At 60.8% G+C, this 13,721-nt stretch carries 14 protein-coding genes; 9 read left to right on the forward strand and 5 right to left on the reverse strand.

Annotated features, from left to right (window positions below; all coding sequences use genetic code 11):
* Positions 1 to 39 precede the first annotated feature (39 nt).
* From RCF49_RS15410 to thpR, 3 genes are all read left to right on the forward strand, one after another.
* Entirely contained in the window at positions 40 to 690 is a 651-nt protein-coding gene (locus tag RCF49_RS15410; RefSeq protein ID WP_342640689.1) for an arylesterase, read from the forward strand.
* Between the two features lie 86 nt (positions 691 to 776).
* Positions 777 to 1,817, forward strand: a complete 1,041-nt coding sequence (locus tag RCF49_RS15415; protein ID WP_342640690.1) for an aldo/keto reductase — start codon at positions 777 to 779, stop codon at positions 1,815 to 1,817.
* A 130-nt stretch (positions 1,818 to 1,947) separates the two neighbouring features.
* Positions 1,948 to 2,526, forward strand: a complete 579-nt coding sequence (gene thpR / locus RCF49_RS15420; protein ID WP_342640691.1) for an RNA 2',3'-cyclic phosphodiesterase — start codon at positions 1,948 to 1,950, stop codon at positions 2,524 to 2,526.
* On the opposite strand, the gene RCF49_RS15425 is transcribed toward thpR, so the two are convergent.
* Positions 2,502 to 2,972 carry a low molecular weight protein-tyrosine-phosphatase gene (locus RCF49_RS15425; RefSeq protein ID WP_342640692.1) on the reverse strand — a complete coding sequence of 157 codons (471 nt, stop codon included), beginning with the start codon at positions 2,970 to 2,972 and terminating at the stop codon, positions 2,502 to 2,504. The two genes, thpR and RCF49_RS15425, sit on opposite strands and share 25 nt — an antisense overlap.
* Positions 2,973 to 3,073: 101 nt before the next feature.
* Here RCF49_RS15425 and RCF49_RS15430 point away from each other — a divergent pair, with 101 nt between their 5' ends.
* The 6 genes from RCF49_RS15430 (at position 3,074) to RCF49_RS15455 (ending at position 9,603) form a co-directional block, all read left to right on the forward strand.
* Entirely contained in the window at positions 3,074 to 3,658 is a 585-nt protein-coding gene (locus tag RCF49_RS15430) for a cob(I)yrinic acid a,c-diamide adenosyltransferase (protein WP_342644208.1), read from the forward strand.
* Positions 3,659 to 4,000: 342 nt separating this feature from the next.
* Complete coding sequence (locus RCF49_RS15435) at positions 4,001 to 4,750, forward strand: electron transfer flavoprotein subunit beta/FixA family protein (protein WP_342640693.1); 750 nt, start codon at positions 4,001 to 4,003, stop codon at positions 4,748 to 4,750.
* Position 4,751: 1 nt separating this feature from the next.
* Positions 4,752 to 5,696, forward strand: a complete 945-nt coding sequence (locus RCF49_RS15440) for an electron transfer flavoprotein subunit alpha/FixB family protein (RefSeq protein WP_342640694.1) — start codon at positions 4,752 to 4,754, stop codon at positions 5,694 to 5,696.
* Positions 5,697 to 5,904: 208 nt separating this feature from the next.
* Positions 5,905 to 6,783, forward strand: coding sequence for a 3-hydroxybutyryl-CoA dehydrogenase (locus RCF49_RS15445; protein WP_342640695.1), 879 nt, complete (start codon positions 5,905 to 5,907; stop codon positions 6,781 to 6,783).
* Positions 6,784 to 7,130: 347 nt separating this feature from the next.
* Positions 7,131 to 9,071: a molecular chaperone HtpG gene (gene htpG, locus RCF49_RS15450; RefSeq protein WP_342640696.1), complete on the forward strand. Its 1,941-nt coding sequence runs from the start codon at positions 7,131 to 7,133 to the stop codon at positions 9,069 to 9,071.
* Positions 9,072 to 9,231: 160 nt separating this feature from the next.
* Complete coding sequence (locus RCF49_RS15455; protein WP_342640697.1) at positions 9,232 to 9,603, forward strand: hypothetical protein; 372 nt, start codon at positions 9,232 to 9,234, stop codon at positions 9,601 to 9,603.
* A 77-nt stretch (positions 9,604 to 9,680) separates the two neighbouring features.
* Here RCF49_RS15455 and RCF49_RS15460 read toward each other — a convergent pair whose 3' ends face one another.
* Genes RCF49_RS15460 through RCF49_RS15475 form a run of 4 tightly spaced genes read right to left on the reverse strand, consistent with a single transcriptional unit; the run spans position 9,681 to position 13,720 of the window.
* Positions 9,681 to 10,268 carry a DNA-3-methyladenine glycosylase gene (locus tag RCF49_RS15460; RefSeq protein WP_342640698.1) on the reverse strand — a complete coding sequence of 196 codons (588 nt, stop codon included), beginning with the start codon at positions 10,266 to 10,268 and terminating at the stop codon, positions 9,681 to 9,683.
* Positions 10,268 to 11,881: a cisplatin damage response ATP-dependent DNA ligase gene (locus RCF49_RS15465; RefSeq protein WP_342640699.1), complete on the reverse strand. Its 1,614-nt coding sequence runs from the start codon at positions 11,879 to 11,881 to the stop codon at positions 10,268 to 10,270. Before RCF49_RS15465 ends, RCF49_RS15460 begins: the two co-directional genes overlap by 1 nt.
* 19 nt (positions 11,882 to 11,900) lie before the next feature.
* Positions 11,901 to 12,914: a ligase-associated DNA damage response exonuclease gene (locus RCF49_RS15470; RefSeq protein WP_342640700.1), complete on the reverse strand. Its 1,014-nt coding sequence runs from the start codon at positions 12,912 to 12,914 to the stop codon at positions 11,901 to 11,903.
* A gap of 50 nt (positions 12,915 to 12,964) precedes the next feature.
* A complete protein-coding gene (locus tag RCF49_RS15475; protein ID WP_342640701.1) occupies positions 12,965 to 13,720 on the reverse strand; it encodes a M48 family metallopeptidase in 756 nt (251 codons plus the stop codon).
* Position 13,721 lies beyond the last annotated feature (1 nt).

Below are 13,721 nucleotides of genomic sequence, written 5' to 3' on the forward strand. Positions count from 1 at the left end.
CTCTATGGATTTCAATAGTTTGAGGCATATGGATCGAGCATGCGGCAAATCAAGACGGTGTTACTCCTGCTGGTCGTCATGATGCTTTCCGGCACTTTCGCTCTCGCGCGCGCGGCCGAGCCGCTGAAGCTCGTCGTGCTCGGCGACAGCCTTTCGGCAGGCTTTGGACTTGGCGCCGGCGAGTCCTTCCCGGCCCAGCTGGAGAAGGCCTTGCGAGAGAAGGGGCATGACGTGACGGTGATCAATGCCGGCGTCTCGGGCGACACCGCCTCTGGCGGCCTGTCGCGGCTTGATTGGGCTGTGCCGGACGATGTCGATGCGGTGATCGTCGAGCTTGGCGCCAATGATGCCCTGCGCGGTGTTGATCCTGCGGTGACCGAAAAGGCGCTGGGAGAGATCCTCAAGCGCCTGAGCAGCCGAAAGATCCCCGTGCTCCTCGCCGGCATGATCGCGCCTCCCAACATGGGCAAGGAATATGGCGATGCCTTCAATTCCATTTATGCCCGCCTCGCGCAGCAGCATGGCGCGCTGCTCTATCCGTTTTTCCTGGAGGGGGTTGCTGCAGAGGCCTCGCTAAACCTGGAGGATGGCATGCATCCCAATGCGAAGGGGATCGCAACGATCGTCGAGCGCGTCACGCCGCTCGTCGAGCAGCTCCTGACGCGTGCCAACGGTGCCCAGGCCGGCTGATCCTGACGCAGCAGGGCCCGCTTGCGGCTAGACATACCGCGCCACCTCCGCTAACCGCACTCAGCGCAGACAAGCGGGAGTGCATCGTGAACTATCGGAAATTGGGTCGGACGGACCTTCAGGTGAGCGAAATCTGCTTGGGGTCCATGACCTGGGGCGAGCAGAACACTGAAGCCGAAGGCCATGCCCAGATCGATTACGCCCTCGACCGCGGCATCAATTTCATCGACACCGCCGAGCTTTATTCGATACCCCCCAAGCCCGAGACGCAGGGAAGCACCGAGCGGATCATCGGCTCATGGTTCAGATCCCGCGGCCGGCGCGACAAGGTCATCCTGGCAAGCAAGATCGTGGGGCGCACCGATCGCACCTGGTTCCGCGACGATAATGTTCCCGCTCGCTTGACGCCCGAGCAGATTTTCGAGGCTTGCGAGAAAAGCCTGAAACGGCTCCGCACGGATTATATCGATCTCTACCAGCTTCATTGGCCCGATCGTAAAGTTCCCACATTCGGCGAACGTCGGCCTCTGGAGATCACCGAGGATGAAGTGCCGATCGAGGAGCAACTCGGTGCGCTCAACCGGCTTGTCGAGCAGGGCAAAGTCCGCCACATCGGCTTATCCAATGAGACTCCCTGGGGTACCATGCGTTTCGTGACCACCGCCGAGGCAAAGCGCCTGCCGCGGGTTCAGTCCATTCAGAATGCCTATTCTCTCGTCAACCGGACCTTCGAGGACGGATTGGCGGAAATAGCGCTGCGCGAACAGGTCGGCTTGCTCGCCTATTCTCCTCTCGCGCAAGGCTACCTCACCGGGAAATACGCCAATGGCGCCCTCCCGGCTGGGACGCGCAAGCAGCTCTTTGATCGGCTGCAGCGCTATGAGGGTCCTGGCAGCCAGGTGGCCATCGACGCCTATGTGGCGCTCGCCCGGCGGTTCGGTGTCGATCCCGCCCAAATGGCCATCGCATTCGCCGTCTCGCGCCCGTTTACCACTTCAGTAATCATTGGTGCCACCACCATGCAGCAGCTCGCTGCAGATATCGATGCGGCTGCGGTTTCCCTAAGTCCGGAGCTGCTGAAGGAGATTGACGCCATTCACCTGGTGCATAAGAACCCCTGTCCATGATCGGCCCGCTGCCTATATGAATAGGCGAGGGGAGCCTGATGAGGGCATCCTCCGTTGCATCGCCGGCGAATCCGTATAGCGTTGATGTTCATGCGGACGTTTGTTCGGCAGTCGGCCAGGAGGTGCTTCTATGCCTCGTCTCTTCACGGGCCTCGAAATCCCAGCGGACATTGCGGACGAGCTTCAGCTTATGCAAGGCGGCGTTTGGGGCGCCCGCTGGATCGAAGCGGAATCCTACCACATCACTTTGCGTTTTATGGGCGACATCAGCGATGGGATCGCCCGTGAACTCGTCGAGGCGCTCGATGATGTCGACATGCCGAGCTTCACAATCCGGCTGAAGGGCGTTGGTAGCTTTGGCGGCGCCAAGCCGCGCGCGATCTGGGCCGGGGTCGACGATGATGAGAGTGGCAGCCTGAAGCGGCTCCAGACCTGGCACGAACGCCTGTGCCAGGTCGTCGGCCTCAAGCCCGAGCCCCGGAAGTTCACCCCCCACGTTACGCTCGCTCGGCTGCGTGACTCCGGCGTGGAGGGGGTGCAGAGCTTCGTCGCGGCCCATAGCCTGTTCGAGAGCCGGCCTTTCGAGGTCCGGCAATTCGTGCTGTACTCCTCGCGTCCTTCGCGCGGGGGCGGGCCTTACGTTTCTGAAGAGATCTACCCTCTGAAAGACTACTCAGAAGAGTATTACGCTCTCAGCGACTTGAGATAGGCAGCAAGGCCGCAGACCCCATCCTGGATGAGATCGAGCATCAGCTCGAAATCGGCCTCATCGCCGAAATAGGGGGTGGGCACCTCACGCTCTGTCGTTCTCTCCGCAAAGTCCATGAGCAGCCGGATTTTGTTGACGCATTGGCAATCGGTCATGCCAACCAGCGAGCCATAGACTTCTTCGTCCAGGGCCAGAATAATGTCCGAGACGATGAAGTCATTGGGACCGATCAGGCGCGAGCGATGGCCCGAAATATCGAGCCCGCGCGCGAGGCCGGCACTCAGGGCTCGCCGATCGGGTTTCTCCCGGATATGCCAAGAGCTGATGCCCGCCGAATCAACCCTGAGCGAATTCATTCCGCAGCGCTGGGCTTCTACGCGAAACGCCTCAGCGGCTAAAGGAGATCGGCAGATGTTTCCGAGGCAGACAAACAATACCTGTTGCATGGAGCTGATTGGTACCTCGTCTCGAAAGTGTCTTTCAGAGTCTGGATCAGTTCCCGAAGGTCAATCCCGCCGCGTTTGTGAGAGCGCTTGGAGGACGGATGATGGTTGTCCTGAATAAGATCTACACCCGCACCGGGGATGACGGCACGACGGCCCTTTCGACTGGTGAACGGCTTCCTAAATCCCATCTTCGCATTGAAGCTTATGGCACCGTGGATGAAACCAACGCCACAATTGGCGTTGCCCGGGCTCATCTCTCTTTGCCCCATCATGCCGAACTCGATCCCATGCTGGAATCCATCCAGAATGATCTCTTTGACCTCGGTGCTGACCTGTGCACCCCGGACCGCGGCGAGCCGCTTCCCTATGAACCACTCCGGATCGTATCCTCGCAGGTCGAGCGGCTGGAGAAGCAAATAGACACTCTGAACGCGGAACTTTCGCCGCTTCGTTCCTTCGTGCTCCCGGCCGGTCATCCCGCCGCCGCGGCCCTCCATGTCAGCCGGACCGTCTGCCGCCGCGCCGAGCGTCTGGTGGTGCAGCTGGCGAGCCTTGATGGCGAGACGGTCGGCGATCCGGCTTTGCGCTACATCAACCGCCTGTCGGATTTTCTGTTTGTGGCCAGCCGCTGGATAAACGCCAGAGGTCCGGGCGATGTCCTGTGGACTCCCGGCGCAAACCGGTAGCATTCCTCGCCCTGGTCTTGCGATAACAGAGCTGCTTTCGGTTGGTTCCGCACCTGGCTCGAATCCACGCGGTTGAGACTTGCCGGTACGGTCTCCTTGCCAAGGGATGACATCCTGTCGCATAAGACGGGGGTTTGTACGGCAATCCAATTGACGAGCCTTGCTTTGGCGCACTAGCGTGCGGCGCGCGCAGGGATGAGGTTCGCTTCGAGATCCCCTCGTGATCGTCCTGCCGGCTGGTAGAGCGTCACGTGGCGGCGCCACCATTCGGTGGGTGATTGCTTCAACCTACGTTCACGTCGCAGGCGGCTACAAGACCGACGGATGGGAGTTGGGAACACGATGAAGGTATTGGTAGCGATCAAGAGGGTCGTCGACTACAACGTCAAGATAAGGGTCAAGTCCGACGGCTCTGGCGTCGAATTGGCCAATGTGAAGATGTCGATGAACCCATTCGACGAAATCGCCGTCGAGGAAGCGGTTCGTTTGAAGGAAGCTGGTAAGGCGACCGAGATCGTTGCCGTATCCATTGGTCCGCAGCAGGCCCAGGAGACCATCAGGACCGCTCTGGCTATGGGCGCCGATCGCGGCATTCTGGTGAAGCATGACGGTGTCGTCGAGCCACTCGCGGTCGCCAAGATCCTTAAGGGCGTGGTCGAACAGGAGCAGCCGGGCCTGGTGATCCTTGGCAAGCAGGCCATCGACGACGATGCGAACCAGACCGGGCAGATGCTGGCCGCGCTTCTGAAATGGCCGCAGGCGACATTTTGCTCAAAAATCGAGCTCACTGACGGTGGCGCAACCATCACCCGCGAGATCGATGGCGGGCTGCAGACCCTGAACGTGAAGGCGCCCTTCATTGCCACGACTGATCTTCGCTTGAACCAGCCGCGCTATGCGTCGCTGCCGAACATCATGAAGGCCAAGAAGAAGCCCATCGATGAGAAGACGCCTGCCGATTTCGGCGTGGATACGACGCCTCGGCTCAAGGTGCTGAACACGAGCGAGCCGCCGAAGCGGCAGGGCGGTGTCAAGGTCGGCTCCGTCGCCGAGCTCGTCAGCAAGCTGAAGAACGAAGCGGGAGTGATCTGAGATGACCACCCTTTTGATCGCTGAGCACGACAACGCGAACCTCAAGGACGCAACCCACAAGGCGCTGACCGCTGCGAGCCAGATCGGCAACGAGGTTCACGTTCTGGTGGCCGGCAACAATGCTGAGGCGGTGGCCAAGCAGGCTGCCGCGCTGCCCGGCGTTGCCAAGGTCCTGCAGGTCAACGATGGCGGTCTCGAGCGCCCGCTCGCCGAGGCCATGGCCGACCTGATCGTCGGACTTGCCGGCAATTACGACGTTTTGATTGCCCCCGCGACCTCCAATGGCAAGAACTTCATGCCGCGTGTCGCGGCGCTGCTGGATGTCATGCAGGTGTCCGATATCACCGCCGTGAAGGGACAGGACACCTTCGAGCGCCCGATCTACGCTGGCAATGCCGTTGAGACGGTGCAGAGCACCGACAGCAAGCGCGTGATCACCGTCAGAACCTCTGCCTTCCAGGCAGCTCCGGCCGAGGGCGGTTCCGCTGCAATCGAGCAGATCGGCGCGCCCGGATCCAGCGGACTTTCGGAATATGTCTCCGAGAATCTGTCGAAATCGGATCGCCCGGAGCTCACTTCGGCACGGATCGTCATCTCCGGCGGTCGTGGCATGCAGTCGGGTGAGAACTTCGCGCTTCTGGAAAAGGTCGCCGACCGTCTGGGTGCCGCAGTTGGCGCATCGCGCGCTGCCGTGGATGCTGGTTTCGTTCCCAACAACTACCAGGTTGGTCAGACCGGCAAGGTGGTCTCGCCCGAGCTTTACATTGCCGTTGGCATCTCAGGCGCCATTCAGCACCTGGCGGGCATGAAGGACTCCAAGGTGATCGTCGCGATCAACAAGGACGAAGAAGCACCGATCTTCCAAGTGGCTGATTATGGCTATGTCGGCGATCTCTTCCAGGCTATGCCGGAGCTGGATGCCGAGCTTGAGAAGGCCGGGTACTGATTGGGAGGGCGGCCGGTGAGATCTGACAGGTCCCTTCGAGCCGGCCTTCCGCTCCAGTCCACGCTGAGCGGCGCGCCACCGCTTCCGGCATCCAGGCCAGGTGACGCGTCGCTCGTTTGAGTGCAGTGCAATATTCAATCTGGCGGTAATTCCATCGCGGGGCGATATGCGCTAGTCTCGCGGGCCGCGAGAGTTAATTTTGGTGGAAATGATGGATATCCGCAGGGTTGGCGTGATTGGTGCTGGTCAGATGGGCAATGGTATTGCCCATGTCTGTGCGCTGGCGGGTCACGATGTCTATCTCAACGACCTGACGCGGGAGACGATCGAGTCGGCGCTGGCCACGATCAACGGCAACATGGCGCGGCAGGTTCGCAATGGCCGCATCTCCGAGGATGACCGCAGGAGCGCGCTGGGACGCATCCATATCGCCGAGACGCTCGAGGGTCTTGAGCCCTGTGATCTGATCATCGAATCGGCCAGTGAGGACGAGCAGGTCAAGCGGAAGATTTTCGGTCAGCTTTGCCCGGTCGTCCGGCCTGATGCCATCGTCGCCACCAACACGTCGTCGATCTCCATCACACGTCTGGCTGCTGCGACGGACCGCCCCGAGCGCTTCATGGGCATCCACTTCATGAATCCGGTGCCGGTGATGGAGCTGGTGGAGCTTATCCGCGGTATTGCCACCGATGATGAGACCTTCCACACCGTCCGCCATTTCACCATTGGCTTGGGCAAGACCATCGCCGTTGCTGAAGATTTCCCGGCCTTCATCGTTAATCGCATTCTGCTGCCGATGATAAATGAGGCGGTTTACACCCTTTATGAAGGGGTCGGGACCGTCGAGGCTATCGATACCGCGATGAAGCTGGGCGCCCATCATCCCATGGGCCCCTTGGAGCTCGCCGATTTCATCGGGCTTGATACCTGCCTGTCCATTATGCAGGTGCTGTATGAGGGACTGGCCGATTCGAAGTACCGGCCCTGTCCGCTTCTGGTGAAATATGTTGAGGCGGGCTGGCTCGGGCGTAAGACGCAGCGAGGCTTCTATGATTATCGCGGCGAGAAGCCGATTCCGACGCGTTGAGCCCTAATAATCCGGGTTCTGCATACCTTTCTTTTGCCACGAACCAGCCCTTCTACGGCCGAATTGCAGTAGCAGATTTGCATCGTTGCCTCTGGTGGTTCGGCTTTGAGAAGAGCTTCGGAGATCTCAGCCCCCCAGCCCCCCTCGAAGTGCTTTGAGGAGCCGGGCCACCGCGTATCTCCCTTGAGTTCAGTCAGTGGCAGGTAACAGGCCGGGCCGGCGTCGGGAAACCGACGGCCGGCTCGACCCTTTCTGGACCTTCTTATCTGCCGGCTCTCTTGATTTCCATACGACTTTTGCCGATATCCCGCCCGGTGGATCAGTAGATGTAAGGGACCTCAACGAGAATGACCGCGACAGACAAGTCCGGCAGTGGAGCTGCTGCCGAAGCTCTTGCCTCCGGCGAAACCCATTCCTTTCAGGCTGAAGTCGCCCGCCTCCTGCACCTGATGGTGCACTCCGTCTATTCTGATACCGATATCTTCCTTCGCGAGCTGATCTCGAATAGCGCCGATGCTTGTGACAAGCTTCGCTACGAGGCTTTGTCCAATCCGGCCTTGCTGGCAGATGATCCTGAACTCGCCATCACCCTGGTTGCCGACAAGACCAAGGGTACACTGACCGTCGCGGACAATGGCATCGGCATGAGCCGCGCGGAACTGATCGACAATCTCGGCACGATCGCACGGTCCGGCACCCATGCCTTCATGGAAAGCATCGGCGAGAGCGGCAGCGCCCCCAAGCTCATCGGCCAGTTCGGTGTCGGCTTTTATGCGGCCTTTATGGTGGCATCCCGCGTCGATGTCGTCTCGCGCCGCGCCGGAAGTGATGAAGTCTGGCAATGGTCATCCGATGGTTCGGGCTCATTCACCATCGAACCCTACGAGGGCGACGACGCGCCCCGGCGCGGTACCTCTATTCGGCTCACCCTGAAGGACGACGCAAAGTCCTTCCTTGAGGCATGGCGGATCGAGCAGATCGTGCGCGCCTATTCCGATCACGTCGCCATTCCGATCCGGCTCGTTGAGGTGAACGAGGGCAAGCCCGGGGAAGCACGCCAGATCAACACGGCGGCAGCTCTGTGGACGCGGTCAAAATCCGAGATCACACCCGAGCAATACAAGGAGTTCTTTGGCGCCCTTGCTGGCATCTATAGCGATCCGGCCCTCATCATCCACTATCGCGCGGAAGGACGGCACGAATACGCCGTCCTCCTGTGTATCCCCTCGGAGCCGCCCTTCGACCTTTTCGATCCGGAGCGGCGCGGTCGGCAAAAGCTCTACGTCCGCCGAGTCTTCATCACCGATGATGCGGAATTCCTCCCCGGTTATCTCCGATTCATCCGCGGCGTCATCGACAGCGAGGACATGCCGCTGAACATCTCCCGCGAGATGCTTCAGAACAACCCTCTTGTCGGTCAGATCCGCAAGGCCGTGACCAACCGGGTCCTGTCGGAGATCAAGCGGACCGCCGAACAGGATCCGGAAGGATTTGCGAAGATCTGGGCAAGCTATGGCGCCGTGATCAAGGAAGGCCTCTACGAGGACGCCGCGCGCCGGGACGAGCTTTTCGAAATCGTGCGTTTCCGCACGACCGCAAGCGAAGGTGAGACGCGCACTCTCAAGGAATATGTCGCGGCCATGAAGACGAACCAGACCGCGATCTACTACGTGACGGCTGACGACGTCCGCAAGGCCGCTGCAGCCCCGCAGCTGGAAGGCTTCAAGGCGCGAGGCCTGGAGGTGCTGCTTCTGACCGATCCGGTCGACAGCTTCTGGACCCGGTCGGCGCTTGGCTTTGATGGCAAGCCGTTCCGCTCGATCACCCAGGGGGCGGCGGATCTCGCCTCTATCCCCCTTGAGAAGACCGAAGAGATTAAATCGGATCAGGCGCAGGATAAATCCGCGTTGGGAACCCTCCTTGCGGCCATCAAGCAGAGCTTGGGTGATGCGGTGAAGGATGTGCGGCTGTCAGAGCGGCTGACATCCTCGCCCGTATGCCTTGTGGCCGATGCTGGCGGGCTTGACCGTCACCTTGAGCGTCTGCTGGCCAAGCAAGCACCCGGAGGCGGAACGCAGGCCCAGCCGATCCTTGAACTCAATCCGAACCATCCGGTGATTTCCGGGCTTGCGCGTCGCGCAAAGCTCAATGGCGCCTCAGATGAGATCAATGAGGCCGCCTGGCTGCTGCTCGATCAGGCCTATATCCTCGAGGGCGAGCCGGTCCCGGACCCTGCGGCCTTCGCAAAGCGTCTCACGGGCGTGATGGGCAAGGTGCTGGTCGATTGAGAATGTGCAGCGTGTAAACGGCCGGTCCCCCGCGCATCCCCTCTATGCAGGATGCTCGGTTTGTTGGTGATCGTACAACCTAAGATTGCGAATCAGACGCCCCGGCATTACGGCTTCATTCGATCGAGCTATCCCGCATCGATCTTATGGAGTTCTTTGTATGGCGCCCCACATTAATATTTATCCCATTGTCATAAAGAAACCGGAGACGAACAAGGTACTAATTCACGAAGGTGTAAATCAATGGAAGGATGCAGCGGGAAGAATGTGGGTTAATCCCGAGCATAAAGACTTAGTACATCTGACTCAACCGCTGCTTCCGAACGTTCAGGTTCAACACGGAATTGACACCTTCATTGACGGTCAAGGTCGAGTATTTTCGGAGAAGTCCCCTTGGGATTTCGTGAAGGGTGCTGCCTATGCCAGCGTGCCAAGTGCCACTGTTGGCGTTCTGGGAACCCTAATGTTTGACCACTTTTTCGGAGACGATCACAGCGACTCGAGCGCAGTCAGCACACAAGTTCATATTTGAGCAAAGCGTTGAGCCCTTGCTGTTACGGCCGGGCGCTTTTCCTGCTGCTTACGGCCGGGCGCTTTTCCTGCTGTCTCTCAAGCCTGACGTAATTTCTTGCTCACATAGCGCGAGCCTGCGAGTCCGAACCGCCAAGGCGTTTCAACCCCTTTGCTGATCCCGATACGCGGTCCTGCTACCACGGGCGGCCGTTCTTCCGCCGGCTCCAAGAGGAACGGTGGCTCATCCAGGGCAAGGCCGTTATGCGCGATCGATAACCCTAGGGCCTGGCAGACCCGACCCGGGCCTGCGCAGAGCTGCAAAGGATTGTCGAGCCCGCGACGCGCAACCATCTCGCCGATGCCATGCGTCGGCGCGATGGCCCGGATGAGCACGGCCGCACCCGTCGCGAGCCCGTCATCGACCCCCGACCGGCAGACGAAATTGACGCACCAATGGATGCCATAGGAGCGATAGATATAGGCATGCCCGGGCTCGCCAAACATCACCCGATTGCGTGGTGTCGGGCCGGAATAGCTGTGGGAGGCCGGATCATCGCGATCATAGGCCTCCGTCTCGACGATCACGCCGCCGACGCCGTCGACCAGTAGGGTCGCGCCGATCAAATCGCGCGCCACATCCACCACATTCCGGGCAAAGAATGCTTTTGTAAGAGGCGCAGACATTATCGGGAGGCACCCTCGCCGCTGATGAGCGTCTCCAACGTCTCCAGCCGGTCCGCCTCCTCAGGCGGCTTGTCCCATCTGATGCGGTGAATTCGCGGAAAGCGCATCGCAACTCCAGACTTGTGCCGGCTAGAGGAATGCACGGAATCGAAGGCGACCTCAAGAACGATGCCGGGCTTTACGGCACGTACCGGACCGAAGCGGTCGACGGTGTTGTTGCGGATCCAGCGATCGAGCCTCAGCAATTCCTCGTCCGTATAGCCTGAATAGGCCTTCCCCACCGGCACCAGCTCGTCCTCGCCTTCCGATCCCTGTCGCCAAGCGCCGAACGTGTAATCGGAATAGTAGGACGACCGCTTGCCGGACCCGCGCTGTGCATACATCAACACCAGATCGAGGGTGAGCGGTGAGCGCTTCCACTTCCACCAATAGCCCTTTGGGCGCCCGGCCAGATAAGGGCTGTCACGCCGCTTGAGCATCAGCCCCTCGATGCCATTCTCGCGCGAAGCCTCCCACAACCGGTTCAGCGCGTCGAAACTGTCGAAGGCGATGAGCTCCGAAACATCGCTATGGGGCACGTTCGCGAGGTCGTGCCAGGCTTCGAGCCGGGCGCGTCGCTCGGTGAGCGGCAGGGGCCTAAGGTCGTCATCCCCCTCCAGCAGCATATCATAAAGCCTCACATGGGCAGGGTAATCCTTGACCATCCGGGCGGTGACGGTCTTTCGGTTGAGCCTTTGCTGCAGATCGTTGAACGGCGCGATGTCACCATTGCGCATGACCAGGAGCTCGCCATCCAGCACCGCATGCCGGCCGCGAAAGGCAACGGCAATATCCGGAAAGCTGCCGGAGATGTCATCGCCCGCGCGGGAATAAAGCCTTACTTCATCGCCCTTGGCCGCGACTTGCACCCGGATCCCATCCCATTTCCATTCGGCCAGATAATCTTCTGGCTTAAGCCCCGGCCAATCATTCTCCTCGATGGGGTGGGCGAGCATGAGCGGCCGGAACACCGGCTTGGCGCCTGGATCTGGCTTCTCTCCCTTGGCGTCAAGCCATGCGAAGAGATCGGCATAAGGTGGCGAGATCGCATGCCAGACCTCTTCGATATCCGCGGGCTCAACCCCGCCATAAGTGGCAATCGCAGTCTTGGCGAGCCGGGCGGAGACACCCACGCGCAACGCCCCGGTGAGCAGCTTCAGCAGAGCCCAGCGGCCATTTGCGTCGAGCCGGTTCAGCCAATCAGCCACCAGGTCGGCCAGATCAGCCTTGTCCGTGGATGAAATCAAATCCACCACATCAGCAAGCCGCGGCGGCGGTGGCAATGGGCTTGCCGCTTTCGGGGGATCGGGCCAAAGCAAGGCCACCGTCTCGGCGGTATCGCCGACATAATCCCGCGAAAGCCCGTAGAGAACGGGGTCGACCCTCGGCTCGATCAGCTCGGTCAGGAGCCGCCGCACCGGTAGACGGAAGAACAGGCCGTCCGTCAGCGCGGCCACCGCCCAGCCCCGGTCAGGATCTGGCGTCTGCTTGAGATAGGCGACGAGCAGCGCAAGCTTGCCATTGCGCGATGGCGTGAAGGCCAATCGATTAAGCAGTTCGGAAAAGGCCTTCATGAGCGGCGCTTACCCCGCATCATTCGTCCTCGTCCTCATAGCCCACCAGCGCGAGTGCCCGTCCGCGCCGGCCCAGCTTTCCAATCTGGTGGACCAGCGCATCATCGCGCCCATGGGTCACCCAGATTTCTTCGGCCTCGCTCTCGATGATGGTTTGGACGAGCCCCTCCCAATCCGCATGATCGGACACCACCAGCGGCAATTCCACGCCACGCTGCCGGGCCCGCCCGCGCACCCGCATCCAGCCGGAGGCAAACACTGTGAGTGGATCCGCCAGTCGCCGCGACCACCGGTCGTTGAGTGCCGAAGGCGGAGCAAGCACGATCTCGCCGGCAAGCCTGTCGCCTCCGGCTTCATAGACCGGGATCAGCGTGCCAAGCGACACACCGAGCTGCTGATAAAGAGTGCAGAGCGACACCATCGCGCCATGCAGATAGATCGGCCGCTCATATCCGAGCTCGCGCAGCACCGCGATCATCCGCTGCGCCTTGCCGAGACTATAGGCGCCGAGCAGATGCGTGCGCTCCGGCATCATGTTGAGCGAAGCCAGTAGGCGCCGTGCCTCTTTCTCGGCCGGCTCATGGTGGAAGACGGGCAAGCCGAACGTTGCCTCGGTCACGAAGACATCGCAGGTGACGAGCTCGAAGCCGGCGCAGGTCGGATCAGCCTCGCGCTTGTAGTCTCCGGAGATGACGGCGCGCTTGCCAGCCCATTCCAGCACGACCTGGGCGCTACCGAGTATATGCCCCGCCGGGACCAGCCGCAGCGACACCCCATCGATGGTGAGGGTCTCTCCATAAGCAAGGGCTTGAAAGGAGCCGCCGGCCGCCTCGCCATAGCGAGCCTTCATCACGGCGATGGTCTCAGCTGTCCCAAGCACAGCCCGACTGTTCGCCCGTGCGTGATCGCTATGCCCATGCGTGATCACGGCCCGATCGACGCTGGTGCGCGGATCGATGAAGAACTGGCCGGGCTCGCAATAAAGCCCTTCGGAGGTTGGAAAAAGCCAGCTTTGAACGGGTGTTTGGGTCATGTTTGCTGAGGATATCACCATCATCAAAATGGTGCCTCAGTCGTATAAGCTCAAGCGCCGTACCGGTGCAGCGCCGACCCGTTGATTTTGAGCCAGTGGCGCGCCTCGCGCCATCGGGGACAATGCCGGACCACCAGCGCCCAGAAGCGGTCGCTGTGATTCATCTCGATGAGATGGGCGACCTCGTGCGCGGCCACGTAATCCAGCACGAAGCTCGGCGTGAGGATCAGTCGCCAGGAATAAGACAGCCGGCCATCGGCGGCGCAGGATCCCCACCGGCTCTTCTGGTCGCGAATAGCGATGCGCTTATAGCGCACGCCCATGGCCGAGGCATACCGGTCGGACGCGGCAGCAAGATCAGCCTTCGCTTGCTTTCGCAGCCAGTCGGTGAGCCGTCGGGAAAGATGGGCTGCCTCTCCATGCACGATGAGGAGTGATCGATCGCCGGCGGATGTGGCATGCACGACCCCGCGCCCTCTGACCACTGCCGGCTCATGCACGATCTCATACGGCTCACCGCGGAGGGGCAGCTTCTGGCCGGGGTAGAACTCGATCCGCTGCGGTTGATCGTTGAGGCGCGACAGGATCCAATTGCCGTTTCTAGCCGCGAAATCGAGCCCTGCGCGCTCGCTTGCGCGCGGCGGCAGCGTCAGCACCACGCCATCACCGTCGGGTGAAAGGCGAAGGATCATGCGGCGCGCTCTGGCATTGCGGCGGATTACAAGCGGCACACTCACGTCATCGATACGCAGCGCCGTGATCTTCGGTGTGGTGACCTTGAGCTGTGCCCGCCCGATCGAAACCATC

It is taken from the genome of Rhodoligotrophos sp. CJ14 (genome assembly GCF_038811545.1).
In the GTDB taxonomy this organism is placed as follows: domain Bacteria; phylum Pseudomonadota; class Alphaproteobacteria; order Rhizobiales; family Im1; genus Rhodoligotrophos; species Rhodoligotrophos ferricapiens.

Excerpts from the sequence above, each read along its gene's own strand:
- RCF49_RS15410 (WP_342640689.1), top strand. The coding sequence starts at position 40 with ATGCGGCAAATCAAGACGGTGTTACTCCTGCTGGTCGTCATGATGCTT.
- thpR (WP_342640691.1), top strand. The coding sequence starts at position 1,948 with ATGCCTCGTCTCTTCACGGGCCTCGAAATCCCAGCGGACATTGCGGAC.
- RCF49_RS15425 (WP_342640692.1), bottom strand. The coding sequence starts at position 2,972 with ATGCAACAGGTATTGTTTGTCTGCCTCGGAAACATCTGCCGATCTCCT.
- RCF49_RS15430 (WP_342644208.1), top strand. The coding sequence starts at position 3,074 with ATGGTTGTCCTGAATAAGATCTACACCCGCACCGGGGATGACGGCACG.
- RCF49_RS15435 (WP_342640693.1), top strand. The coding sequence starts at position 4,001 with ATGAAGGTATTGGTAGCGATCAAGAGGGTCGTCGACTACAACGTCAAG.
- RCF49_RS15440 (WP_342640694.1), top strand. The coding sequence starts at position 4,752 with ATGACCACCCTTTTGATCGCTGAGCACGACAACGCGAACCTCAAGGAC.
- RCF49_RS15445 (WP_342640695.1), top strand. The coding sequence starts at position 5,905 with ATGATGGATATCCGCAGGGTTGGCGTGATTGGTGCTGGTCAGATGGGC.
- htpG (WP_342640696.1), top strand. The coding sequence starts at position 7,131 with ATGACCGCGACAGACAAGTCCGGCAGTGGAGCTGCTGCCGAAGCTCTT.
- RCF49_RS15455 (WP_342640697.1), top strand. The coding sequence starts at position 9,232 with ATGGCGCCCCACATTAATATTTATCCCATTGTCATAAAGAAACCGGAG.
- RCF49_RS15460 (WP_342640698.1), bottom strand. The coding sequence starts at position 10,268 with ATGTCTGCGCCTCTTACAAAAGCATTCTTTGCCCGGAATGTGGTGGAT.
- RCF49_RS15465 (WP_342640699.1), bottom strand. The coding sequence starts at position 11,881 with ATGAAGGCCTTTTCCGAACTGCTTAATCGATTGGCCTTCACGCCATCG.
- RCF49_RS15470 (WP_342640700.1), bottom strand. The coding sequence starts at position 12,914 with ATGACCCAAACACCCGTTCAAAGCTGGCTTTTTCCAACCTCCGAAGGG.
- RCF49_RS15475 (WP_342640701.1), bottom strand. The coding sequence starts at position 13,720 with ATGGTTTCGATCGGGCGGGCACAGCTCAAGGTCACCACACCGAAGATC.